Consider the following 25346-nt stretch of genomic DNA (forward strand, 5'->3'; position numbering starts at 1 on the left):
CGTGGCGGCCTGGAAAGCGCGCGCTTTGCTCGTGTTACTTGTTGAGCGCGTCGTCGGTTCGGGTGAGCAGCATCGCGTCACCGTAACTGAAGAACCGATACCGCTCGGCAATCGCGTGACGATACGCCGCGCGAATCGTTTCGATGCCCGCGAACGCGGATACGAGCATCAGGAGCGTCGACTTCGGCAGATGGAAATTCGTGACGAGCCGGTCGACCACGCGGAATTGATATCCAGGCGTGATGAAGATATCGGTCTCCGCCTGCGTGGCCGCGAATGCGCGGCCTTCGCGGTCGGCGTCGCGCGCGGCGGCTTCGAGCGCGCGCATCGAGGTTGTGCCCACCGCGATCACGCGGCCGCCGCGTGCGCGCGTGGCGGCGATCTTGTCGACGAGCGACTGCGGCAGCTCGTACCACTCGCTATGCATCTTGTGCTCGTCGATGTTCTCCACGCGCACCGGCTGGAACGTGCCAGCGCCCACGTGCAGCGTGAGTGTCGCGTGCTCCACGCCTTGCGCATCGAGTTGCGCGAGCAGGGCGTCGTCGAAATGCAGGCCTGCCGTGGGTGCGGCCACCGCGCCCGGGTTCTGCGCGAACACCGTTTGATAGCGCGTTTCGTCGCTCGCGTCGGCGTCGTGCGTGATATAGGGCGGCAGCGGCAGACGGCCGTGCTGCTCGATGAGCGTGAGGCAGTCGTCGGGAAAGTGCAGTGTGTAGAACTGATCGACGCGCTCGCCAACCGTCACCTCGAACGCATCGGCGAGGCGCAGCACCGTGCCGGGGCCCGGGCTCTTGCTGGCGCGGATCTGCGCCAGCGCCGTGCGTGCGCCGGTCAGGCGCTCCACGAGCACTTCGATCTTGCCGCCGCTGGCCTTCTGGCCGAAGAAACGCGCCTTCAGCACCTTGGTATCGTTGAAGACGAGCAAGTCGCCCGGCGCGATGCACGCGGGCAGCTCGGAGAAGCGGCGGTCGGTGAAACGCGCAGGTTGCGCGGTGTTGTCGACCTCGAGCAGACGGCTCGCGCTGCGCTCGGGCAGCGCGGTCTGCGCGATCAGTTCCTCGGGGAGGTCGAAATCGAAATCGGAAAGCTTGAACATGCGGCCTGAAGTAACGGAAATGCGCCGGAGGCCCGGCGCGCAGCGGCATTACGGGGCCGAACCGTCTAACGGTTGCGCCCCAAAAAACGGCTGCAATGGCCGCCCACGCGCGGTGAGCGGCTATGATTGCGGGACACGCGCGCGACGTGTGCGATAGCGATGCGCGCGATGTGCCCGATGGCAAAGGCCGTCGCGCTGCACGCGCCGCGCCATGCCGGAAAGCCGATATTGTACTTGCGAAGCTGCCCATGCCCCCATCCGTTAGCCGATTGATGTCCGAATCCGATTCCGCGAGCGACGCGTCCGACGACGCGCGCACGCCCGAGGACGGCGCGCGGGCACGGCAAGCAGAGGCGGCGCAAGGGGCCGCAGCGCCCGCGCGCAAACGCGCCAGCAAAAAATCCGCGGAGAAGGCTGCAGAGGCGGCCGCAGAGAAAGGCGCGTCCAAAGACAAGCCCAAGCTCACCAAAACCGCCGACCGCCTCGCCAAGCTCGGCCTGCGCAGCGACATCGACCTCGTGCTGCATCTGCCGATGCGCTACGAGGACGAAACCACGCTCACGCCCATTGGCGAACTGCTGCCGGGCGGCATCGCGCAAACCGAAGGCGTGGTGTTCGACAATGAGGTCGCCTACCGTCCGCGTCGCCAACTCGTCGTGAAGCTGCGGGACCACAACGGCGACGAGCTGCACCTGCGCTTTCTGAACTTCTACGGTTCGCAGGTCGCGCAGATGGCGATCGGCAAGCGTCTGCGCGTGCGCGGCGATGTGCGCGGCGGCTTCTTCGGCATGGAGATGGTGCATCCGGCGGTGAAGGTCGTGGAAGGCGACGCGCCGCTGCCGCAGGCACTCACGCCGGTGTATCCGTCCACGGCGGGCGTGAGCCAGGCGTATTTGCGCAAGGCGATCGACAACGCGCTTTCGCGCGCGCATTTGCCCGAACTCCTGCCCGAATCCGTGGCGCACGAGTTCATGGCGCCGCTGGACGTGCCGCCGCTCATGGACGCCGTCAAGACCCTGCACCACCCGCCCGTCAACGCCGACGAGCACGCGCTCATCGACGGCTCGCATCCCGCGTGGACCCGCATCAAGTTCGAGGAACTGCTCGCGCAGCAGTTGTCGCTCAAACGCGCGCACGAAGAGCGCCGCACGCGCGCCGCGCCCGCGATGGCGCGGCACGTCGCGGGGCGCAAGAACGAAGAGACGCTGCTCGCGCGGCTGCGCGGCGCGCTGCCGTTCACGCTCACGGGCGCGCAGGAGCGCGTGGTGGCCGAAATCGCCCACGATCTCGAACAGCCGCACCCCATGCAGCGTCTGCTGCAAGGCGACGTCGGCAGCGGCAAGACCGTGGTTGCGGCGCTCGCGGCCGCGCAGGCCATCGATGCGGGCTATCAGGCCGCGCTCATGGCGCCTACCGAAATTCTCGCGGAACAGCACGCGCGCAAGCTGCGTGGCTGGCTTGAGCCGCTCGGCGTGCAGGTGGCGTGGCTCGCGGGCAGCCTGAAAGCGAAGGAAAAGCGTGCAGCGCTCGAAGCCGCGGCGCTCGGCACGGCGCAGCTCGTGATCGGCACGCACGCGATCATTCAGGACGCTGTGGAATTCGCGCGCCTGGGCCTTGTGATCGTCGACGAGCAGCATCGCTTTGGCGTGGAGCAGCGGCTCGCGTTGCGCGCCAAGGCGCAGAACGCGAAATCACCCGATCAGGCGCATCGCGAGTTCCAGCCGCATCAATTGATGATGTCGGCCACGCCGATTCCTCGCACGCTCGCCATGACGTACTACGCGGACCTCGACGTCTCCACCATCGACGAGTTGCCGCCCGGCCGCACGCCGATCCTCACGAAGCTCATTTCCGACGCACGCCGCGAGGAAGTGATCGCGCGCGTGCGCGCGGCGGCGCTCACGGGTCGTCAGGTGTACTGGGTATGTCCGTTGATCGAGGAAAGCGAGACGTTGCAGCTGCAAACGGCCGTAGAGACTTACGAAACGCTCGTGGCCGCGCTGCCGGAACTCACCGTGGGGCTCGTACACGGCCGCCTCGCTTCCACGGACAAGGCCGCCGTCATGGATGCGTTTTCCCGCAACGAAGTGCAACTGCTCGTGGCGACGACGGTGATCGAAGTGGGCGTGGACGTGCCCAACGCCTCGCTGATGGTGATCGAGCACGCCGAGCGCTTCGGCCTCGCGCAGCTTCACCAGTTGCGCGGGCGCGTGGGGCGGGGCAGCGCCGCTTCGGTATGCGTGCTGCTCTATACGGGGCCGTTGTCGTTCACGGGCCGCCAGCGCCTGCAAACCATGCGCGAAACGACGGATGGCTTCGAGATCGCGCGCAAGGACCTCGAAATCCGCGGCCCCGGCGAGTTCCTTGGCGCGCGCCAATCCGGCGCGGCGATGCTGCGCTTCGCTAACCTCGAAAACGACGCGTGGCTCATCGAGCCCGCGCGCGGCGCCGCCGAGCGCCTGCTGCACGAGTTTCCGCACGTCGTCACGCAGCATCTGAACCGCTGGCTCGGCGCGCGCGAGCAGTACCTGAAAGCGTAAACAGTCCATTGAGTCCGTTGCGCGGAACCTGTGCGCGCTTATGCCGTCTGACCCTTTTGTTTTGATCACGCCCCGCATAGGGGTGTTGATTATTGGCGAATCGCCGCCATAGGTGTATAAGTACAAGCTATTGATTCACCCTTTTTGATTGGTCCCCGAATGACGCTCACTGAACTGAAATACATTGTCGCGGTAGCTCGAGAGCGCCACTTCGGACGGGCCGCGGAAGCCTGCTTCGTGAGCCAGCCGACCCTTTCGGTCGCCATCAAGAAGCTTGAAGACGAACTGAATGTGCAGATCTTCGAGCGCGGCACGAGCGAGGTGAGCGTGACGCCCATCGGCGAGCAGATCGTCACGCAAGCGCAGCGCGTGCTCGAGCAGACGCTCGCCATCAAGGAAATCGCCAAGCAGGGCAAGGACCCGCTCGTCGGGCCGCTGCGCCTCGGCGTGATCTACACGATCGGACCGTACCTGCTGCCCACGCTCGTCAAGCAGATGATCAAGCGCGTGCCGCAAATGCCGCTCATGCTGCAGGAGAACTACACCCTCAAGCTCATCGAGCTGCTTAAACAGGGCGAGATCGACGTGGCGATCATGGCGCTGCCGTTCCCTGAAACCGGCCTCACGCTGCGTCCGCTCTACGACGAGCCGTTCGTCGTGGCGCTGCCGTCGGGCCATGCCTGGGAACAGCGCCCGAAGATCGACCCGGACGACCTCAAGCAGGAAACCATGCTGCTGCTCGGCAGCGGCCACTGCTTCCGCGACCACGTGCTGGGCGTGTGCCCGGAGTTGATGCGCTTCTCGCAAAACGCCGACGGCATCCAGAAGACCTTCGAAGGTTCGTCGCTGGAGACCATCCGCCATATGGTCGCGAGCGGAGTGGGCATTACCGTGCTGCCGCGCATGTCGGTGACCGAGGTGAAGCCGCACGCGGGCGGTGTCGATTCCGGGCTGCTGTCGTACGTGCCGTTCGACGAGCCGGTGCCGGACCGCCGCGTCGTGCTCGCGTGGCGCAAGAGCTTCACGCGCATGCCCGCGATCGAGGCGATCGTCGACGCGATCCACGCTTGTGAGTTGCCCGGCGTGAAGAAGATCGAGGCGCCCGCCGAGGCGGCCTGACAGTACATCGCGCCGCGCGCTTTCGGGCTGCGCGGCGCGTTTTCCTTTCTGGCGCGTTATTCGCCCGCGCCAACACTCCTTCCTTACGTTTCTTGCGACCCCAATAACTCGCGTCTATTCGATAGATTAAGTAAATCAAATTATCGATATCGATAGTTGTTGATAAAGTTCCTCCTAACCGATCTCAACCGGAAACGCTCAGGAGGAACCCATGCAAACCACCCACTCGAACACTTCTGCACCCAGCAGTTCGGCACGCGCCGATTCTGGCCTTCGCACGGTGTGGTTCTCGCTGCTGGTCGACCGCGCGCTGTCCGCCTGACGCTCTGGCGCTTCCCCGCCGCAGCATTCCCCGCATTCCAGAACACCTGCAAGCCAGAAAGGAATCCAGCATGACCGACCGTACTCTCACCTCGGCAGCCGGCGCACCCGTCGTCGATAACCAGAACTCCCTGACCGCCGGCCCGCGCGGGCCCGTGATGTTGCAAGACGTGTGGCTGCTCGAAAAGCTCGCGCACTTCGATCGCGAAGTGATTCCAGAGCGCCGCGTGCACGCGAAGGGCTCGGGCGCGTTCGGCACGCTCAAGGTCACGCACGACATCTCGCGTTACACGAAGGCCAAAGTGTTCGGCGAAGTCGGCAAGGAAACGCCGCTCTTCATCCGTTTCTCGACCGTGGCGGGCGAGCGCGGTGCGGCCGATGCCGAGCGCGACGTGCGCGGCTTCTCGATCAAGTTCTACACGGAAGAGGGCAACTGGGACATCGTCGGTAACAACACGCCGGTGTTCTTCATTCGCGATCCGCTCAAGTTCCCGGACTTCATCCACACGCAAAAGCGCGATCCGCGCACCAACATGCGCAGCAACGTGGCCGCGTGGGACTTCTGGTCGCATCATCCGGAGTCGCTGCATCAGGTGACGATCCTCATGAGCGATCGCGGCATTCCGAAGAACTATCGCCAGCAGCATGGTTTCGGTTCGCACACGTTCTCGTTCATCAACGCGAATAACGAGCGCTTTTACGTGAAGTTCCACTTCAAGTCGGCCCAGGGCGTGGAGAACTACAGCGACGCCGAAGCGGCGCAGGTGGTGGCGCAGGACCGCGAATCGGCGCAGCGCGATCTCTTCAACGAGATCGAGAAGGGCAACTTCCCGAAGTGGCATTTCCGCATTCAGGTGATGCCCGAGGCCGATGCCGCGAAGGTGCCGTACAACCCGTTCGACATCACGAAAGTGTGGCCGCACAAGGACTATCCGCTGATCGACGTCGGCACGATCGAGCTGAACCGCAATCCGCAGAACTATTTCGCGGATGTCGAGCAGGCCGCTTTCACGCCGGCGAACGTGGTGCCGGGCATCGGCTTCTCACCGGATCGCTTGCTGCAAGGGCGGTTGTTCTCGTATGGCGACACGCAGCGCTACCGGCTCGGCGTGAACCATCACCAGATTCCGGTGAACGCGCCGCGTTGCCCGTTCCACTCGTTCCACCGCGATGGCGCAATGCGTACCGACGGCAATCTCGGCGGCAACGTGAACTACGAGCCGAGCCGTTTCGGCGACTTCGCCCAGCGTCCGCAGGCCGGTGAGCCGCCGCGTGCAGCGGGTGCGGTCGATCACTACGATCACCGCGAAGACGACGATTACTACAGCCAGCCGGGCGCGTTGTTCCGGTTGTTCGACGCGGGCCAGCGCGAGCGGCTCTTCGCGAACATCGCGCGGCACATCAACGGTGTGCCTGCTGAGATCGTTGAGCGCCAGATCGAGCACTTCCGCCGCGCCGATCCAGCGTATGCGCAAGGCGTGATCGACGCGATCGAGAAGCTGGCCAAATAAGGTTGGAGGCGCGGTTTGTTGACACAACAGCAGGACAACAAACCGCGCGTGAAGCATGCCTACCAGGCAACACCCAAGGAGCACGATCATGACCCGAACGATGACGATGACACTCAAGACCATGGGACGAGGCGAGGCCGCGACAATGGCGCAGACGCGCGCGGAAGGCACGCAGATCGTGCGCCGCGTGGTGGGCTTCGCGATTGTGGCGAGCGGCTTCGTGGCGATCGCCACGCAAGCCTTTGCGCACCTCGCCGGACACTGAACGGGCGGGACGCGTTGCCCGGCAGTAGGGCCGGATGAACCGGGTTTACGATATTTCCAGGCTACACTGACGGCCGATCTAGCGTTGGCGCGCCAGTCTTGCGAGGCGCAGGCGGCGCAACCGGATCGCAACACGCACGCGTAGTCTCACTGCTACACAAGGAGTCGTCATGGCCAAAAAAGCAACCGTACAGCACGTGAACATCGGCATCAGCGACAAGGATCGCAAGAAGATCGCGGACGGTCTCTCGCGCCTGCTCGCGGACACCTACACGCTGTATCTGAAGACGCACAACTTCCACTGGAACGTGACGGGGCCGATGTTCAACACGCTCCATCTGATGTTCGAGGGGCAGTACAACGAACTCGCGCTGGCCGTGGACGCGATCGCCGAACGCATTCGCGCGCTGGGCGTGCATGCGCCGGGCAGCTACAAGGAATTCGCGAAGCTCTCGTCGATTCCCGAAGCGGACGGTGTGCCGAACGCGGAAGACATGATCCGCCAACTGGTGGAAGGCCAGGAAGCCGTGGTGCGCACCGCGCGCGCGATCTTCCCGTCGACGGAAGCGGCCAACGACGAACCGACCGCCGACCTGCTCACGCAACGCATGCAGACGCACGAAAAGACCGCGTGGATGCTGCGCTCGCTGCTGGCCTGATCACGCAGTACGCGGCGGCCGCATGAGCGCCGCACGGGAAGTGCAATGAAAGGCCCGCCGGATGTCCGGCGGGCCTTTGTCTTTGTTTTGCGCGGGTGCGGCTCGCCGCGAGGGCGGAGGCGGAGGCGGCGAATCGGCGCCCTGGCCTACAATAGCGGCATCGCTTTTCCCGCCCCGATCATGTTCGCCCGACTCCCGCTCTATTTGCGGCTCGTCCGCATGGACAAGCCGATCGGCAGCCTGCTGCTGCTGTGGCCGACGCTCAACGCGCTCTGGATCGCCTCCGACGGTCATCCGCCAGTCTCGCTGCTGGTCATTTTCACGCTCGGCACGGTGCTGATGCGCTCGGCGGGCTGCGCGATCAACGACTACGCCGACCGCGACTTCGACCGCCACGTGAAGCGCACGGCCGAGCGCCCCATCACGTCGGGCCGCATCCGCGCCTGGGAAGCGGTGGCGATTGCCGCGGGCCTCGCGCTCGTGTCGTTCCTGCTGATCCTGCCGCTCAATGCGCTCACGAAGCAGCTTTCGGTTGTGGCGCTGTTCGTCGCGGCGTCGTATCCGTTCACGAAGCGTTTCTTCGCGATACCGCAGGCGTACCTGGGCATTGCGTTCGGCTTTGGCATTCCGATGGCGTTCGCCGCCGTGCAGGACCACGTGCCGGCGCTCGCGTGGATCATGCTGGCCGCGAACGTATTCTGGTCCGTCGCCTACGACACCGAGTACGCCATGGTCGATCGCGATGACGACATCAAGATCGGTATTCGCACCTCTGCGCTTACGTTCGGCCGCTTCGATGTGTTCGCGATCATGCTCTGCTACGCGGTGACGCTGGGCATCTACGTGTGGGTGGGCGTGACGCTGGGTTTCGGCTGGCTTTACTGGCTCGGCTGGGCAGCGGCGGTGGGTTGCGCGATTTACCACTACACGCTCATCAGGGGCCGCGAGCGCATGCCGTGCTTCGCCGCCTTCCGCCACAACAACTGGTTGGGCGGCGTGCTGTTCGTGGGGATCGCGGCGCACTACGCGGTCGCGGGACTCTAAGGCCCGATCGGCTCCAAACTAAAAAGCGCCGGGTGCATGACACACCCGGCGCTTTTTTTCATGACGCTGTGGCAGGCTTACTGCTTGCCGAATTCCTCGCCCATTTCCTTCGCACGCGCATCCGCCGCGAGCGCGCCCTTGACGATCGCGGCCTTCACGCCGGATGCGTCGAACGACGCCAGCGCTGCGGCCGTCGTGCCGCCCTTGGAGGTCACGCGCTCGCGCAGCACGGCGGGCGGCTCGTCCGATTGCAGCGCGAGTTGCGCCGCACCCGCGAACGTGGCGATGGCGAGCGCGCGGCCTTGCTGCTCGTCCATGCCGAGCTGGCGCGCGGCCTCTTCGAGCGCTTCGATGAAGTAGAACACGTAGGCCGGGCCGCTGCCCGAGATGCCCGTGACCGCGTCGATCTTCGCTTCGTCGTCGAACCAGACCGTTTGGCCTACAGCGCCGAGCACGTCGGACGCAAGCTGGCGGCCCGGCGCGTCGACGCCGCCGCTCGCGACGAGACCGGTTGCGCCCATGCCGATGAGCGCGGGCGTGTTCGGCATCGTGCGCACGACACGCGCGTGGCCGTTCAGCCAGCGCGAAAGGTCGTCGATGCGAATGCCGGCCATGATGCTGATGACGACCTGATGCGCGCCGAGGTGCGGGGCGATGCCCTCGGCCACGGCCTTGGCGATTTGCGGCTTCACTGCGATCAGCACCGCGTCATACGACGCGAGCGCGGCGTCTGCGGCGGCGCCGGTGCGCACGCCGAACTGCTCGGCGCTGCGCTTGCGGGCGTCCTCGTTCGGATCGATCGCGTAGAGATTGTCGGCGGGAACGCCCTTGCGGATCAGGCCGCCGATGAGTGCGGCGGCCATGTTGCCGCCGCCGATGAAGGCAATTTTCATGGTGATGGAATCGTTCAGTGAATCAGTGAGAGTAGTCGCGCGCGCCGAAGATCGCGGTGCCGACGCGCACGATCGTCGCGCCTTCGAGTACCGCCGCTTCGAGGTCGGCTGACATGCCCATGGAGAGCGTGTCGAGCGCGAGGCCTTCTGCGCGTAGCGCTTCGAACAGCTCGCGCAGCTGGCGGTGCGGCGCGCGTTGCGCCTCGAGCGAGGTTTCCGGCTCGGGAATCGACATGAGCCCGCGCAGGCGCAGGTTGGGCAGGGCGGCGATTTGCTTCGCGACCTGCTGCGCTTCTTGCGGGGTGACGCCGCTCTTGCTGGCCTCGCCGCTCACGTTGACCTGAAGGCAGACGTTCAGCGGCGCCATGCCGGCGGGACGTTGCGCCGAAAGGCGTTCGGCAATCTTCAGACGATCGACCGAATGGACCCAGTCGAAACGCTCGGCGACGGGGCGTGTCTTGTTCGATTGGAGCGGCCCGATGAAATGCCATTCGATGCTCGCGCGCAGGTCGGCGAGCGCCTCGATCTTGTCCACGGATTCCTGCACGTAGTTCTCGCCGAACGCGCGCTGGCCCGCGGCGTGAGCGGCGCGTACATCCTGCGCGGGAAACGTTTTCGAAACCGCGAGCAATTCCACGCTTTGCGGGTCGCGGCCGGCGTTGCGGGCGGCGGCGGCGATGCGCTTGCGGACAGCTTCGAGATGGTGGGAGAGATCGGTCATCGGGCGTGAAGGCCGGCGCGCTGGCATTCGCGCCGCTTTTGGATCCAAAACGAACAGAACGACGGCCATTATACGGACTGCGCACGGCGCGAAACACTGGCCAGAAAGGCTATGTCGATTGGCCGACTGTTGGCGCGCCGTGCGCTTCGTTACGCTGGTTCCGTTGCCGATGGGCTCAATTTGTCGCCAGCATATGTTCGACCAGTTCAATCCAGTGCGTGACCGGAATCGCCGTGCCGCTTTGCAGGTGCGTGATGCAGCCTATGTTGGCGGAAACGATCAGTTGCGGCTCCAGCGCCTGCAGCCGGTCCACTTTCTGGTTGCGCAGCGTGTAGGAAAGGCGCGGCTGCATGATCGAATACGTGCCTGCGGAGCCGCAGCAAAGATGGCTGTCGGCGGGCAGCCGCACGTCGAGTCCGAGTGCGGTAAGCAGCTTTTCCACGCCGCCGCGCAACTGCTGGCCATGCTGCAGCGTGCAGGGAGGGTGCCAGGCCACGGTCTTGATGCCGCGCTTTCTCGTCGCGGCCACGAGCTGTTCCTCGAACGCGGGCAGCAGCTCCGAAAGATCGCGCGTGAGTTCGACCACGCGGCGCGCCTTTTCCGCATAGGCCGGATCGTCGCGCAGCAGGTGCGCGTATTCCTTCACCGTCGCGCCGCAGCCCGAGGCGTTCATCACGATCGCTTCCACGCCTTGCTCAATGTATGGCCACCAGGCGTCGATGTTTGCGCGCACGTCGTCGAGCGCATCGTCGGCGTAGCCCATGTGCAAGCGGATCGCGCCGCAGCAGCCCGATTGCGACGCGACGATCGTCTCGATGCCGAGCGCATCCAGCACGCGCGCGGTGGCGATGTTGATGTTGGGCATCATCGAGGGCTGCACGCAGCCTTGCAGCATCAGCATCTTGCGCGCGTGCTTCGCCGTGGGCCACGCAAGCGAGCGCTGGCGCACGGGCACCTTGTCGCGCAGGCGCTTGGGCAGGAGCGGGCGCACCTGCTGGCCAAGGCGCATGGCCGGCGTGAACAGCGCGCGGCGCGGCAGCAGGCCCGCGAGCAGGCGGCGCATGAGGCGCTGGCGCAGCGGTCTTTGCACCATCTGTTCGGCATGCTTGCGGCCCACTTCCACGAGGCGCCCATACTGCACACCCGAAGGGCAGGTCGTCTCGCAGCTGCGGCACGTGAGGCAGCGGTCGAGGTGCGTGAGCGTGCTCTTCGTGACCGGCGCGCCTTCCACCATCTGCTTCATGAGATAGATGCGCCCGCGCGGGCCGTCCAGCTCGTCGCCGAGCAACTGATAGGTCGGGCAGGTCGCGGTGCAGAAGCCGCAATGCACGCACTTGCGCAGGATCGCGTCGGCTTCGTCGCCGTCGGGGGTGTTGCGTATGAAGTCCGCGAGGTTCGTCTGCATCGCCGCGTGTGGGTGTCGTCAGAAGTCGGAGTACAGCCGGCCGCGATTGAAGATGCGGGCCGGGTCGAAGGCGGCCTTCAGGCCGCGATGGATCTTCATGAGCGGTGCGGGCAAGGGCGTGAAGACGCCCGCACTGCGGTCGTAGTCGCGTCCCGTGCGGAACATGGTGGCGTGACCGCCGGCTTGCTTCGCGCTGATGCGCACCGTTTGCGCGTCGGTTTCCGTGATCCACCAGCGCTGCGCGCCGCCCCATTCCATCAGCTGCGCGCCCGGCAGTTGCAGGGGCTCCGCGATCGAGGGCAGCGCGAGCCGCCACAGCGCGGCATTCGGTGCGATCGAGGCAAAGAACGGATCGGTCTGCTCGCGCAGGCCCGCCCAGAAGCGTTCCGCCTCCACGGCGTCCACGACTTCACCGCCGAGGCTCGCGCGCGCGGTTTTCACGGCCGCTTCCGCACCGGCGAGGCGCACCGCGAGCGTTCCATTGCGCCAGGCGCTCGCCGTCATCGGCAGCGGGCGGCCGCCCCATTCGTTGAGCTTGCGCACGGCGTCGGTGCCGTTCATGTCGAACTTGAGCGTGGTTTCCGCCTGCGGCACCGGCAGTACCTTCACCGAAAGCTCCAGCAGCAGGCCGAGCGTGCCGAGCGAGCCCGCCATGAGCCGCGAGACGTCGTAGCCCGCTACGTTCTTCACGACCTGGCCGCCGAAATGCAGCACCTCGCCGTGGCCGTTCATGAGCACCGCGCCCAGCACGAAGTCGCGCGGTGCGCCCGCGCTCGCCCGCCGCGGCCCGGCAATGCCCGCGGCAATGCAGCCGCCCAGGGTGGCCTGCGCGCCGAAGTGCGGCGGCTCGAACGCAAGCATCTGGCCGTGGGCCGCAAGCGCCGTTTCGATTTCCACAAGCGGTGTGCCGGCGCGCGCCGTGATCACCAGCTCGGCCGGGTCGTACGCGATGATGCCGCGGTGTGCGCGCGTGTCGAGAATCTCGCCCTCGAGCGACTGGCCGTACCAGTCCTTGGTGCCCCCGCCGCGAATGCGCAGCGCCCGCCCATCGGCGCTCGCCGCCCGGATGCGTTCGGACCAGTCCGAGACGATGTCGTCCTCTTCCATGTCGTGATGGTCGCGCTTGTTCGTTATATGGTTCGCTCGATTGTACTGAGCGAACCTCGCCTGACAACCCGGAGCGGACCCTCATGCCGGTCACGCGAAACGCATAAACGGCGCGGTGTTTTGCGCGCGTTCGTGCGTCGGTCAGAAGCGCGGCAACTCGGGGTGCGGCAGCAGGTTCCCTCTCACGTGCATGCGCCCGTACTCGGCACAGCGCGCGCGCGTGGGGATCCCCTTATCGGGGTTGAGCAGCCTCGCCGGGTCGAACGCGTGTTTCACCGCATGAAACGCATCGCGCTCCTGCGGCGAGAATTGCACGCACATCGAATTGATCTTTTCGATGCCCACGCCGTGCTCGCCCGTCACCGTGCCGCCCAGCTCGACGCAGGTTTCGAGAATATCCGAGCCGAAGGCCTCCGCGCGGTGCCACTCGTCGAGGTCGTTGCCGTTGAAGAGAATCAGCGGGTGCATGTTGCCGTCGCCGGCATGGAATACGTTGATACAGCGCAGCCCATACTGCTTTTCCATCTCGTGGATGCGCGCGAGCAGCGGCCCGATCGCTCGGCGGGGTACTGTGCCGTCCATGCAGTAGTAGTCGGGCGAGATGCGGCCCGCCGCCGGAAACGCGTTCTTGCGGCCCGACCAGAAGCGCAGGCGTTCTTCCTCGGTGCGCGAGATCTGGATGCGCGTGGCGCCATGCTCGCGCAGCACCGTGGTCGTGCGCGCGATTTCGTCGGCGACTTCCTCGGGCGTGCCGTCGGCTTCGCACAGCAGGATCGCGGCGGCGTCGAGGTCGTAGCCTGCGTTCACGAACTCTTCCACGGCGCGCGTGGCTGGCTTGTCCATCATTTCGAGGCCCGCCGGAATGATGCCCGAGGCAATGATGCCTGCCACGGCGTCGCCGCCCTTCACGACGTCGTCGAAGCTCGCCATGATGACCTGCGCGGTTTGCGGGCGCGGAATCAGCTTGACGGTCACTTCGGTGACGATCGCGAACATGCCTTCGCTGCCGATCATCACCGCGAGCAGATCGAGGCCGGGCGCATCGGGCGCAAGCGAGCCGAATTCGACGATCTCGCCGTCCATCGTCACGGCGCGCACGCGCAGCACGTTGTGCACGGTGAGGCCGTACTTGAGGCAATGCACGCCGCCCGAATTCTCCGAAACGTTGCCGCCTATCGTGCAGGCGATCTGCGAGGAAGGGTCCGGCGCGTAGTAAAGGCCGAAAGGCGCTGCCGCTTCGGAAACGGCCAGATTGCGCACGCCAGGCTGAACCGTGGCCGTGCGCGCGTAGGGATCGACCTCGAGAATGCGCTTGAAGCGCGCAAGCGAAAGCACGATGCCGTGCCGGATCGGCATCGCGCCGCCCGAGAGGCCCGTGCCCGCGCCGCGCGGCACGACTGGCACGTCGAGGCGCCGGCAGATCTGCACGATGCGCTGCACCTGCGACTCGGTTTCCGGCAGCGCCACTGCGAGCGGCAGCCGCCGGTAGGCGGCAAGGCCGTCGCACTCGTAGGCGACGGTGTCCTCCTCGCGATGCAGCAGGCAATGCGCCGGCAACACGGCCATCAACGCCTGGACCACCTCGCGCTGACGTTGCGCGAGCGCCTCCGGGCTCAGCTCGGGCAAGTTCGCCTCTGGTGCGTTCATGTCTCCTCCCGTCTGTTGCGCTTGATTGCGCTTCTCTGCGCTCGTCGCGCTTGTCGGCTACGCCGCCCAGCTGAAGATCTTGCCCGGATTCATCAGGTTGTGCGGATCGAGTGCGTGCTTGATCGCGCGCATCGTGTCGATGGTGTCCGCCCCGTGCTCTTCCACGAGAAAACCCATCTTGTGCAGACCCACGCCGTGCTCGCCCGTGCAGGTGCCGTCCATCGCGATCGCGCGCTGCACGATGCGGTGGTTCAGGCGCTCGGCCTCGTCGATCTCCTCGGGCTTGTCAGGGTCGATCAGGATCGCCACGTGGAAGTTGCCGTCGCCCACGTGGCCCACGATCGGGCAGGGCAGCGGCGAGGCCTTGAGATCGGTTTCGGTCTCGATCACGCATTCGGCAAGTCGCGAGATCGGCACACACACGTCGGTCGTCACCGCGCGGCAGCCGGGCTTCAGTTGCAGCATCGCGAAGTAGGCGTTGTGGCGCGCGTTCCACAGGCGGCTGCGGTCCTCGGGGCGCGTGGCCCACTCGAAGCCTTCGCCGCCGTGCTGCGCGGCAAGCTCCTGCACGAGCTGCGCCTGTTCCGCGACGCCCGCTTCGGTGCCGTGAAATTCGAAGAACAGCGTGTGCTTCTCGCGCAGCGTGAGGTTCGAATGCTTGTTGATCGCGCGCACCGCGAGCGAGTCGATGAATTCCACGCGCGCGATCGGTACCCCAATCTGAATCGTTTCGATCACCGTGCGCACGGCTTCAGCCATCGAAGGGAACGCGCACACCGCCGCCGAGACCGCCTCGGGCTGCGGGTAGAGCCGCACCGTGATCTCGGTGATCACGCCGAGCGTGCCTTCCGAACCCACGAACAGGCGCGTCAGGTCGTAGCCGGCCGACGACTTGCGCGCGCGCGTGCCGGTCTTGACCACGCGGCCGTCGGCGAGCACGGCGGTCAGACCGAGCACGTTCTCGCGCATCGTGCCGTAGCGCACGGCGTTGGTGCCCGAGGCGCGCGTGGCGGTCATGCCGCCGATGCTCGCGTCGGCGCCCGGGTCGATTGGGAAAAAGAGCCCCGTGTCACGCAACGCTTCATTGAGCTGCTTGCGCGAGATGCCGGGCTCGACGGTCACGGTGAGATCTTCGGCGTTGATCGAGAGCACGCGGTTCATCTGCGAGAGGTCGATCGACACGCCGCCTTGCACGGCCAGCAAGTGACCTTCGAGCGACGAGCCGTTGCCGTAGGGAATGATCGGCACGCCGTGGCGGGCGCACAGCTTGACGATGGTCTGAATATCCTCGGTGCTCTGCGCGAACACCACGGCGTCGGGCAATTGCGGGTCGAAGGGGGACTCGTCGCGGCCGTGGTGGGCGCGCACGGCTTCCGAGATGGAGACGCGTTCGCCGAACGCGCTGCGCAGTTGATCGAGGAGTTCGGTGGGGAACGGGCGGCGTGCGAGGGCCGGCGGCGCGGGGTGATTCACGCGGGTGTCTCCTTCGTATGGGTATGACTTCTGGCCTGGACCATTTTACGCTGAACGTCCGGGGCGCAAAGCCGCGCTCCGCATGCTGCGGTGCACGAAACCTATAATGGCGCCGGATGTGCGCGACTCACACGGCGCTGCGCGCGCGTCATGCGCGATCTGCGCGGATTTTCAGCGTCGGAGGGCACAACATGGGCAATCGACTGAGCAAGATTGCAACGCGCACCGGTGACGACGGCTCGACCGGCCTCGGCGACGGCAGCCGCGTGCGCAAGGACGACGCGCGCATCGCCGCGATCGGTGACGTCGACGAGTTGAACTCGCAGATCGGCGTGTTGCTGTGCGAGACGCTCCCCAAAGACGTGCACGAGGCGCTCGTCGCCATTCAGCACGACCTGTTCGATCTGGGCGGCGAGCTGTGCATTCCGGGCCACACGCTCGTGACCGACGAACACCTCGCGCGGCTCGATGGCTGGCTCGCGCACTACAACGGCACGCTGCCGCCGCTCAAGGAATTCATCCTCCCGGGCGGCTCGCGGGCTGCCGCGCTCGCCCACGTGTGCCGCACCGTGTGCCGGCGCGCCGAGCGCGCTGTCGTCGCACTGGGCGCCGCGCCGAATTCGGGCCCGCCGCTCGCCGACACGCCGCGCCGCTACGTCAACCGGCTCTCCGATCTGCTGTTCGTGCTTGCGCGCGTGCTCAACCGGGCTGCGGGCGGCAGCGACGTGCTCTGGCGGCACGACCGCGGCGCGGGCAAGGGCGACGGCGCGTAGGGCTTAAGTGGGCGCTTGCGTCCCGCTGTCGTCCGAAACAGACTGTTTCCCGCATCGCAAAAGCCCTGCCGAAGCCCGTCCCGCGGCCACCCGCCGCGCGTTCACGTCTCGCACAATCCGCAAATTGCTGGGGTGCGACAAAATGCCCGAGTCGGGCTGTCGCAGTAAAGATGTATCTTGTGTGCATCTTTACCAAGGAGAAGCCGCAAATGACTGCGCTCACCGCCGATCAGATGGCCCGCGTGAAGGCCACTGCGCCCGTTTTCGCCGAACATGGCGCCACGATCACCAAGCATTTCTACAAGCGGATGTTCGCTGCCCACCCCGAGCTCAAGAACATCTTCAACCAGACGCACCAGCAAAGCGGCAGTCAGCCCGAAACGCTTGCACGCGCGGTCTATGCCTACGCGGCGAACATCGACAATCTGGGCGCGCTCGGCGGCGCGGTCACGCACATCGCGCACAAGCACGCGAGCCTGAACATCCGCCCGGAACACTACCCGATTGTCGGTCGCCATTTGCTCGGCGCGGTCGTGGACGTGCTCGGCGACGCCGTGGACCAGCCCACGCTCGACGCCTGGGCCGTGGCCTACGAGCAACTCGCGAACATCATGATCGGCACCGAGGCGAAGCTGTACGAAGGCGCCTCGTGGAGCGGCTTCCGTCCGTTCAAGGTGATGCGCAAGCAAGTCGAAAGCGACGAGATCACCTCCTTCTATCTCGCGCCGGCCGATGGCGCATCCGCAGGCGGTTTCGAGCCGGGGCAGTATGTGAGCGTGACGCGCTTCGTCGACAAGCTCGGCGTGGACCAGCCGCGTCAATACAGCCTTTCGGACGCCCCTCACGGCAAGTGGCTGCGTATCTCGGTGAAGCGCGAAGCCGGCCGCGGCGAAGCGCAACCGGGCCACGTGTCGAACCTCATGCATGACGGCGTGGAAGAGGGGGCCGTGGTGCACGTGAGCGCGCCGATGGGCGAGTTCACGCTCGATCGCAAGAAGACGACGCCCGTGGTGCTGATGAGCGGCGGCGTGGGCATCACGCCGATGAAGTCGATGCTCTCCACGTTGATTGCGGAGCGCAGCAAGCGCGAGGTCACCTTCGTCCACGCATGCCGCAACGCGAAGGTGCATGCATTCCGCGACTTTCTCCGTCACGCGGTTTCCGAGTACCCGAACGTCAAGCGCGCGGTGTTCTACGAAGAGGTCGGCGCAAGCGACCGCCAGGGCGTGGACTACGACTTCGAAGGACGCATCGATATCGGCCGCATCGAAGCGGATGTGCTGCTGCCCGACGCCGACTATTACCTGTGCGGCCCCGTGGCGTTCATGCGCGAACAGCGCGAGGCGCTTGTCGCCCGCGGCGTAGATGCCTCGCGCATTCACACGGAGATTTTCGGCTCGGGCATGCTGTAACGCTGCACACTGGTGTAAACCATTAGTAGGCCGAATAAAAAAGACGCCGCGCGAAAGCGCGGCGTCGTGCGTGTGCATCCGTAAATAATGTATCGATTTGCAACGGGTGCGACTGGTGAAACTGCGATCACTCGGTCGAGGCCCGCCGGTTGACCGCGCGATACCCCGATGGCGAAATCGAGAGCCTGCGCCGGAAGATACGCGCAAGACGCTCGCCGCGCGGCACGCCGCAGCGCTGCGCGATCTCGTCGATCGGAAGATTGGTTTGCGCGAGCAACAGACAACTGGCATCGAGCCGGGTGCGCAGCAGATACTCGGAAGGCGTGAGGCCCGTGTGCGTCTTGAAGTGGCGCAGGAAGTTGCGCATGCTCATCTGCGCTACGCGTGCCGCGTCGGCGACCGAGATCGGCTGATGGTAGTTCTCGCGCAGCCAGTGAGCGGCCGAGTTGATCTTGCCGTTTGCGCTGTCCGCCTCGCCGTCGTCGAGCATCGGGCCGAGCCGTTCCCACGAGCCCGGCATCGAGTCCTCGGAAACGCGCTGCGCGAGCGCCACGCCGTGATTGCGCTTGACCACCTTGAGCGCCGCGACGAGCGCCTCGGAAGGCGTCACGACCGAAGCGCCGGCGTTGCGCGCTTCCAGCGCGCGGCGCAGCCGTTGCGCCGAGTTTGCCGTATTGCCGCCCGTGCGCAGGAAGGGCACGTCGGCGGCGGCGAGCACGGCACGTCCCTCACCGAGTGCACGGATGATGCGCACTTTCGGGGCGAGCATCTGGAGCCGCGCGACGAGCCGCGGATTGTCGCGTGCCTGCATCGCACCGGGGCCGCCTGCGATGAACAGCGTGTCGAAGCCGCTGCGCAGCGGGCCATGCAGGCTCTCGGACCATATTCGCAGGCCACAGCCGCTGGCCACGTTGCCGCCAGGTTCGGAAAGCATCACGACCGAATAAGCAGGAAGCGTGTCGGCGCAGGCGTCGTTCGCGAGACGAAACACATCGGCGAGCAAGGTCACATCCCCGAGCGGGAAGCCCTCGAAAACCAGGATGCCTATGCGTTTGGCCACGTGTCCGAACTTCAAGTGAGCGCCGCGCGGCTGGAAAGCGGCTTGCCGGCAGACCACCCTGTCGATGTACATGGCCGGTTCCTCGCGCAGAAAGGATTCGCAGGAGTACGTTGCGTTTTTGCGCCGCGTGCCCGGTCCGGCAGCGAGGGGCTGTTACATGCGGTCACATCACGCTCTCGGGATTCATGATAGGCCGGTGAGCCCCTGGCGCACGGCGCAGTCTGAAAATGCCGAGAAGTTGGCAGAATGGCTCGATATGCGTTGGGAGGCGGGGCCGGTCCTGGCCGCGCGTTGGGCCAGGTCGCCGCGGGGCGCACGAAGGCGCACGCGCGCCGCGCATGAGCTTCACGCAGGCCGCGCGGACAACGCAAAGCGCGTGCATGGCTGAAACTGGCGCGCTTTCAGCAAAAGTATTGTTTCGAGTTCTTATGCACGTCATCGCGCATGAGCAGTTCCTCCGGCCACAGCCATGCGTACTGGCTGTGCTGGTCGAAGCGCCCGACCGGCACGGTGCTGTCCAGCATGAACGCGTAAGCCAGCACGACATAGTGCGTGCCGATGCCGTTCTCAGCCGCGAAGTTGTCGGGGTAGTGATGCTCGTACACGCCGACGAAGCGCGCGGCGCAGCGCTGCATGCCCGCAATGCCGAGTTCCGTTTCGACGATGCGCGTGAACGCGGCGTCGAGCCATTCGTCCTTGCGAATGCGGCCGCCGGGCACGAACCACTTGCCGCGCGCCGGGCGATTGCGTCGTTCGCCCACAAGCACGCGGCCGTCGGCGTCAGCGACGATGAGGTCGATCCCGACAAGTGGCGCGAGCCGCACCACCTCGAGGAATTCGGTAGGCGACAGCATGGACGAGCGGATCCGTGGGGTATCTGTCGTGTCGATATGTTTGACTCGAGCGCAGCCGGTGCGCGCGCGGCCCACGACAATCAGGCGTCGCGTTCAAGAGCAGTCTAGGCGGGTCAATATCGCGTTGCACTGTCCGCAGCCGCCTAAGTCTCGCTATCGTGGGCCAAGATGCGGGTCGCCGCCCATGCGCTCAAGGCTTCGGCGCAACGTAGCCGGCGGGCGTAACGGCGTTCGCGCGGGCGACATCGGCGTTGTCCGACACCACATAGACGGGCGATTCGGTCAGGCGCAGCGGGAGCATGCCGTCGTTGTAGGTCATCGTGGTCGGGTTGCCCATCATGTCGAAGACGCTGACCTGGCCCGAGCGCCCCCGTGCGTCCACCTGAAGCGTGTAGTTCGTTGCGCGCGTTGCATCGAAGCCCGATTTCGCGCTCCAGCGCGCGTTGTCGTGGCTCCATAGCGCAGTGATCACCTTGCCGCCGCCTTTGCTGTCTTTGTTGCGGCTACCGCCCGGACGTGCGAACGCGTAAGCATAGACGAGCGCGGGCGTGCCGCGCAGCGGCCCGAGTGTATACGTACCGTCGATCAGCCTCGTCATGGTCGCAACCGCGAGCGCGGCCGGCTTCGGGCTGATGTTCGACGCGCCGTACATGCCCTTCGGATGCTCGAGTTCAAAGAACACGCCATAGCCGGGCGTCGTCTCCGGCATGTCCGCTCCATAGAAGATGAAGGTGGTGTCGGCGCCTTCGCCGAGCAGGATGAGGTGCGCGCGCGCTACGACCGCACCTTGAGCGTAGAGCGTTTGCGCATCGGGATAGTTGGCCGCGTAGTTCGTACCGATGTCGTAACTAATACCTGTTTCGGTCACGAACAGCGGGGCGCCGGGCTTGAGCATGTCGCGCATGGTCGAACGCAGCTCGCGCATGGCTTCGGGCAATGAAAGCGTGCCCTTTTCGGGTGCGCCGTACAAACGCTCCGGCGGATGCGAAGGGCTCGTGCCGAAATCGTAGTAGCCGTGGATCGTCACGCCATCGATATATTTAGCAATGCCAAACGGTGCGAACTTCTTGAGCCACTCTGTGTTGCCCTGCACGCCTGCATAGGTTGGGCCCATCACGATCGCCGACGGGTCGGTGGCGTGTATGCCCTCGTAGACGGTCTTGTAGAGATCGACGAAATGCGCGTCCGTGTCTTTCCACGGCAGCCCGCCGTCCTTGTCGGGCTCCCATGTGACCTGATAGTAATTGTGCGCCTGGCGCGGGAAGACACGCGCGCGGATGCGTGCGGATTCCGTGCCCACGCGCGACATGTAATCGCGCAACTGGGCCAGCGAAGCAGGCAGGTAGCTGTGGGTCTCCTGGCCGTTCGGACTCGCCCACGCGGGAAATCCATCGAGCGTGATCAATCGCATGATGTCGCCGGGCTTGAACTGCAGATCGAGCTCGGAGGCGGCAGCATCGAATGTATTGGGACCTTTCGGTTCCATGACGTACCAGCCGCGCTTGTCGTTCGCCCACGCAAGACCGAGGTCCGTGTAGAGCGGACGCAAGCCGTCGCCGCCGCAGCAATGCTGGCCGGGCGCGATATATGCGGAGCCTTGTCCTCCGAAGCGGTGCAGGTCCTGGCGCGCAAAGGTGGGGGCAGGCAGTGCTGCGCTTACATCGGGCAGCACGCCGAAGGTGGCGATACCCGCCGGCCGCGTGCCGCGCTGGGGCAAACCGGTAGCCGGCTGCGAAGCCAGCGACGCCGAAAACGCGAAATAGCCCGCCTGCGGCAGCGTGCAGGTGAGTGACGTGACGTGCGGGCCGGCTGCCACCGTGAAGTTGCCGTTTGCCTGCGGGCGGCTCCATGTATCCGTGATCTGCCATTGCACCTTGTCGTCGCGCGTGGCGCGCGTGGTCACGTCGATACGCACGCTCTTGCCGCGCGGATACAGCCGTGTGCCGTCACTGCCGGGCGTATCGGCCGAAATGGGATCGTCGCCTGCGTCTGCCGTCGCGCGGCTGCCGGCGCTCCTGCAAACGGGCCCGTCGGCGGCGCGGCAACTCATTGCCGGGAAAACAATGCCGATGAAGCCGAGCGCAAGTGTTGCAGCGGGCACCCATGAGCGGGCGCGCGAGCGGCGCGCGCAACGAGGCGTCACGAATGCGGATGCAAGGGCGAGGCGCAATGTCATTGGCAGGTTCCTCACAGCATGAAAGGGTAAGACTAGTTGTTCGAGCAAGTCGTTTGACGCCAGCCTCCAGGCTTTTTGCGCAATTTTCACTCGAAGCCCCGCGCGAGAGTTGTGCAGTGCTCGCGGAGCCCAATCATATAAGGAGGGTTTTTGTGAATTTTTTTATTGTGCGGCGCAAACAGGATTTAACAGGTTTAAAATCCGCAACGCATGCTCGAAATCCGGGCGCAAAGCTTCTTAAACATCATTTAATCAGACGAATAGAGGCGCAGTCTTTTATTGCTCGTTTCTCTTCCATCCCATGCGCACGCATCGATCGGAAGGCATCGAACGATTTTGTCGTAACAAAGGCGAAAATACCGGCCTGTAACGGTTATCCGGCACTTTTGCCTAATTCGATGTAATCGAACAAATTGCCTTTCACGCAGTTTGCGTTTTGTCATTCGACTTGGCGCCAAGCCTCTAATCGGTCCTCGACCGGACTAAATGCGCCAATGTCTCGCCAGTTTCGGTCAGTCGTCGTTGCAGGAATTTTTCTCTGCATATGATGCACTGCACATGGAATGCTATCGAAATGCTATTACCGGGACTTTTCGCTTGATACGGGGGATTGTTTAGGGGAAAAGCATGGCGTACGCAAGTCTGGATTTACCGTCGTTCAGCCGCCCGCATCTCGTGACCGCGGGCATCAGTCGAGAGGTGCGTCATATCGCAATTCTGCTGTTCGATGGTTGTTCGCTCCTCGGCGCCGGTATTGTGGCTGAAGTGTTTCATGTAGCGAACGAACTCTCGACAGACACCGCTCGCAACTCGCCTTACGATGTCAGCATCCTGTCGGCCGATGGCGGCAACGTGACGTGTTCGTCGTCGGTACGGGTCTGGACAGACGGACTCGATGCACGCCACTACGTCGGTTTCGACGCGCTGTTCGTGGCGGGTGGCAAGGGCGCCTTTGCGGCCGCCAACGACGAGCGTCTCGTCGCATGGCTGCGTCGCGTGCACGCGAATACCGGCACCATTCGTCCGATTGGTGAAGGCCGTTCACTGCTCGAGGCGGCGAGTCTGTGCGGCCAGCGCACGCAGCACGAGTTCGGCTCGTACGCGGTGCAAACGGGCCGCGAGGAAGCGGGCGGCGACGCCGGCGACCGGCTCGAGTCGATGAAGAGCGCGCTCACGCTTGTCAAACGCGACCTCGGTGTGGACGTTGCGCGCGCCGTGACTGAGCGGCTGATGCCCGATTCAGGCGGCAACCTGCTGCCGTTTCTGGGCGACGCGCTTGGCAGCGCACCGGCTGACAAAGTGCGTGCAGCCGCGCGTTGGCTGCAGGAAAACTGTCAGCGCGCCATATCGATAGCCGACGCGGCCCAGGTCGCCGCGATGAGCGAGCGCAACTTTCTGCGCCGCTTCAAGCTGGAGATGGGCATCACGCCATCGGACTACCTGTTGCATGCGCGCCTTGCGATTACCTGCAGCCTGCTTACCGATTCGGAATTGCCGGTCGACAAGATCGCGCGCCGCACCGGCATGGGCAATGGCGATCGCCTCGCCAAGATCTTTCGCAAGCGCATGATGATTTCGCCCACCGAATACCGCGAGCAAAGCCGCCGCGAGGCCGGCGTAGCAGTCTCGTAACGCCGCGGTAACAACGGTCGCACTTCGTTACAAACGGGGTCGCTATTCGCGAGCCGAGGTGATCCTGCCCGATATGAAGGAGTCCGAAGATGAATGAAAGATCATCGATTCAGGAGGGCCAGAGTCAGGCGCGCGTCGAAGCCTCAGCGTGTACGCGCATCGTGCCTGTCGTGCTGGCCGGCGGTTCCGGTACGCGCTTGTGGCCGATGTCGCGCGAACATTTCCCTAAGCAGCTAATTGGTGTGGTGGGCAGCGATACGCTGCTGCAGGCAACCGTGCATCGGCTCGACGGCTTTTCGTCGGAGTGGCAGGTCGCGAGCGCGCCAATCGTCGTATGTGGCGAAGAACACCGCTTCGTAATCGTCGAACAGTTGCATGCATGCGGTATCGAAGCGCGGCTCGTGGTCGAGCCCGCGCGGCGCGACACGGCGCCGGCGCTCACACTCGCTGCAGCGCTCGCGTGCGCGAACGGTGACGACGCGATTCTCATCGTCATGCCTTCGGACCATGCGATCGCCGATGCGCAGGCGCTGCAAAGCGCGCTCGAATGCGCCGCGCGCCACGCGCAGCGCGGCGCCATCGTGACGCTCGGCGTGCCGCCGCGCTCGCCCGAAACGGGGTTTGGTTACATCCGTGTGGGCGAGGCGATTGCCGACGGCGCGCATCGCATTGACGGGTTCGTCGAAAAGCCCGCGCCGGAACTCGCCACGCAATACGTTGCACAAGGCGGCTACTGGTGGAACAGCGGCATCTTCGTGATGCGCGCGAGCGTCTGGCTCGACTCGCTGCGCTCGCTGCAGCCCGACATGCATGCAGCGTGCCTCGCGGCATTCGTCGATGGTACGCAAGACGGCGCTGTGTTCCGTCCGGCCCCGGAGGCCTTCAAGGGCGCGCCCGCCGACTCGATCGACTATGCGGTCATGGAGCGGCTGTCGGGCAGCAATGGCTGGACGCCGGAGGGCGTGGTGGTCGCGCTCGATGCGGGCTGGTCCGACCTCGGCTCGTGGGACGCCGTGTGGGCCGCGATGGAAAAAGACGAGGACGGCAATGTCGGGCGCGGGCGCGTGGTGTTCGAAGGGGCGGTTGCCACTTACGCGCATTCCGACGGCAGGCTCGTGGCTTGCGTGGGCACGTCGAACCTCGTGGTGGTCGAGACCGCCGACGCGGTTCTCGTCGCCGACCGCTCGAAAGTGCAGGACGTGAAGGGGCTCGTGGCGCGCATCAAGGCCGAGCGCGCGCCCGAGGCGGCTTCGCATCGCAAGGTGCAACGTCCGTGGGGCTTCTACGATTCCATCGATTCCGGCGAGCGCTTTCAGGTCAAGCGCATCGTCGTCACTCCGGGCGCGCGGCTTTCGCTGCAACTGCATCACCATCGCGCCGAGCACTGGACGGTCGTGCGCGGCACTGCGCTCGTCACGCGTGGTGAGGAATCCTTTCTTATGACGGAAAACGAGTCCACCTACATTCCGCTCGGTGTGCGTCACCGCCTGGAAAATCCGGGCAAGGTGCCGCTCGAGATCATCGAGGTGCAGTCTGGAGCGTATCTGGGAGAGGACGACATCGTCCGTTTCGACGATACGTATGGCCGTTGCGGTTGAGGCAAGCAGCACGGCCTAAAGGGAGAAAAAAGGGAGAAAGC

The 25346-nt window shown here is 65.2% G+C and carries 21 protein-coding genes; 11 read left to right on the forward strand and 10 right to left on the reverse strand.

The window, feature by feature from the left end:
• Positions 1-34: 34 nt before the first annotated feature.
• A complete protein-coding gene (queA, locus tag FAZ97_RS02280; RefSeq protein WP_158756993.1) occupies positions 35-1096 on the reverse strand; it encodes a tRNA preQ1(34) S-adenosylmethionine ribosyltransferase-isomerase QueA in 1062 nt (353 codons plus the stop codon).
• 248 nt (positions 1097-1344) lie between these two features.
• Here queA and recG point away from each other — a divergent pair, with 248 nt between their 5' ends.
• From recG to ubiA, 6 genes are all read left to right on the forward strand, one after another.
• Positions 1345-3636, forward strand: a complete 2292-nt coding sequence (gene recG, locus FAZ97_RS02285) for an ATP-dependent DNA helicase RecG (protein ID WP_233271612.1) — start codon at positions 1345-1347, stop codon at positions 3634-3636.
• A 159-nt stretch (positions 3637-3795) separates the two neighbouring features.
• Positions 3796-4755, forward strand: a complete 960-nt coding sequence (locus tag FAZ97_RS02290) for a hydrogen peroxide-inducible genes activator (protein WP_069268466.1) — start codon at positions 3796-3798, stop codon at positions 4753-4755.
• Between the two features lie 392 nt (positions 4756-5147).
• A complete protein-coding gene (locus FAZ97_RS02295) occupies positions 5148-6587 on the forward strand; it encodes a catalase (protein WP_158756995.1) in 1440 nt (479 codons plus the stop codon).
• 88 nt (positions 6588-6675) lie between these two features.
• Complete coding sequence (locus FAZ97_RS02300; protein WP_158756996.1) at positions 6676-6852, forward strand: hypothetical protein; 177 nt, start codon at positions 6676-6678, stop codon at positions 6850-6852.
• Between the two features lie 169 nt (positions 6853-7021).
• Entirely contained in the window at positions 7022-7510 is a 489-nt protein-coding gene (locus tag FAZ97_RS02305) for a Dps family protein (RefSeq protein ID WP_158756997.1), read from the forward strand.
• Positions 7511-7690: 180 nt separating this feature from the next.
• Complete coding sequence (gene ubiA / locus FAZ97_RS02310; protein WP_158756998.1) at positions 7691-8554, forward strand: 4-hydroxybenzoate octaprenyltransferase; 864 nt, start codon at positions 7691-7693, stop codon at positions 8552-8554.
• Positions 8555-8631: 77 nt separating this feature from the next.
• On the opposite strand, the gene proC is transcribed toward ubiA, so the two are convergent.
• The 6 genes from proC to FAZ97_RS02340 all read right to left on the reverse strand — a co-directional run bounded on the left by proC (position 8632) and on the right by FAZ97_RS02340 (position 15800).
• Complete coding sequence (gene proC / locus FAZ97_RS02315; protein WP_158756999.1) at positions 8632-9447, reverse strand: pyrroline-5-carboxylate reductase; 816 nt, start codon at positions 9445-9447, stop codon at positions 8632-8634.
• Between the two features lie 22 nt (positions 9448-9469).
• The gene (locus FAZ97_RS02320; protein ID WP_158757000.1) at positions 9470-10168 is read right to left on the reverse strand and encodes a YggS family pyridoxal phosphate-dependent enzyme; all 699 of its coding nucleotides are present in this window, start codon (positions 10166-10168) and stop codon (positions 9470-9472) included.
• Positions 10169-10343: 175 nt separating this feature from the next.
• Entirely contained in the window at positions 10344-11573 is a 1230-nt protein-coding gene (glcF, locus tag FAZ97_RS02325) for a glycolate oxidase subunit GlcF (protein ID WP_158757001.1), read from the reverse strand.
• A gap of 18 nt (positions 11574-11591) precedes the next feature.
• Entirely contained in the window at positions 11592-12680 is a 1089-nt protein-coding gene (gene glcE, locus FAZ97_RS02330) for a glycolate oxidase subunit GlcE (RefSeq protein WP_158757002.1), read from the reverse strand.
• Between the two features lie 141 nt (positions 12681-12821).
• Positions 12822-14327: an FAD-linked oxidase C-terminal domain-containing protein gene (locus tag FAZ97_RS02335; protein ID WP_028201996.1), complete on the reverse strand. Its 1506-nt coding sequence runs from the start codon at positions 14325-14327 to the stop codon at positions 12822-12824.
• Positions 14328-14384: 57 nt separating this feature from the next.
• The gene (locus tag FAZ97_RS02340) at positions 14385-15800 is read right to left on the reverse strand and encodes an FAD-binding oxidoreductase (RefSeq protein WP_158757003.1); all 1416 of its coding nucleotides are present in this window, start codon (positions 15798-15800) and stop codon (positions 14385-14387) included.
• Positions 15801-15991: 191 nt separating this feature from the next.
• Here FAZ97_RS02340 and FAZ97_RS02345 point away from each other — a divergent pair, with 191 nt between their 5' ends.
• Together FAZ97_RS02345 and hmpA are read left to right on the forward strand one after the other, a co-directional pair.
• Entirely contained in the window at positions 15992-16573 is a 582-nt protein-coding gene (locus FAZ97_RS02345) for a cob(I)yrinic acid a,c-diamide adenosyltransferase (RefSeq protein ID WP_158757004.1), read from the forward strand.
• A gap of 209 nt (positions 16574-16782) precedes the next feature.
• Positions 16783-17985, forward strand: a complete 1203-nt coding sequence (gene hmpA / locus FAZ97_RS02350; protein WP_158757005.1) for an NO-inducible flavohemoprotein — start codon at positions 16783-16785, stop codon at positions 17983-17985.
• 127 nt (positions 17986-18112) lie between these two features.
• On the opposite strand, the gene FAZ97_RS02355 is transcribed toward hmpA, so the two are convergent.
• The 3 genes from FAZ97_RS02355 to FAZ97_RS02365 form a co-directional block, all read right to left on the reverse strand.
• Positions 18113-19117 (reverse strand): GlxA family transcriptional regulator, encoded by a 1005-nt coding sequence (locus FAZ97_RS02355; protein ID WP_158757006.1) that lies wholly within the window; start codon positions 19115-19117, stop codon positions 18113-18115.
• A gap of 329 nt (positions 19118-19446) precedes the next feature.
• Complete coding sequence (locus tag FAZ97_RS02360; RefSeq protein ID WP_158757007.1) at positions 19447-19899, reverse strand: GDP-mannose mannosyl hydrolase; 453 nt, start codon at positions 19897-19899, stop codon at positions 19447-19449.
• 190 nt (positions 19900-20089) lie between these two features.
• The gene (locus tag FAZ97_RS02365; protein ID WP_233271613.1) at positions 20090-22075 is read right to left on the reverse strand and encodes a hypothetical protein; all 1986 of its coding nucleotides are present in this window, start codon (positions 22073-22075) and stop codon (positions 20090-20092) included.
• 152 nt (positions 22076-22227) lie between these two features.
• Between FAZ97_RS02365 and FAZ97_RS02370 the strand changes: the two genes are divergently transcribed.
• From FAZ97_RS02370 to FAZ97_RS02380, 3 genes are all read left to right on the forward strand, one after another.
• Positions 22228-22479: a hypothetical protein gene (locus tag FAZ97_RS02370; protein WP_158757008.1), complete on the forward strand. Its 252-nt coding sequence runs from the start codon at positions 22228-22230 to the stop codon at positions 22477-22479.
• A 223-nt stretch (positions 22480-22702) separates the two neighbouring features.
• Entirely contained in the window at positions 22703-23707 is a 1005-nt protein-coding gene (locus tag FAZ97_RS02375) for a GlxA family transcriptional regulator (RefSeq protein ID WP_158757009.1), read from the forward strand.
• Between the two features lie 89 nt (positions 23708-23796).
• Positions 23797-25305: a mannose-1-phosphate guanylyltransferase/mannose-6-phosphate isomerase gene (locus tag FAZ97_RS02380; RefSeq protein WP_158757010.1), complete on the forward strand. Its 1509-nt coding sequence runs from the start codon at positions 23797-23799 to the stop codon at positions 25303-25305.
• Positions 25306-25346 lie beyond the last annotated feature (41 nt).

Origin of the sequence: Paraburkholderia acidiphila, assembly GCF_009789655.1 — a bacterium.
GTDB lineage: Bacteria > Pseudomonadota > Gammaproteobacteria > Burkholderiales > Burkholderiaceae > Paraburkholderia > Paraburkholderia acidiphila.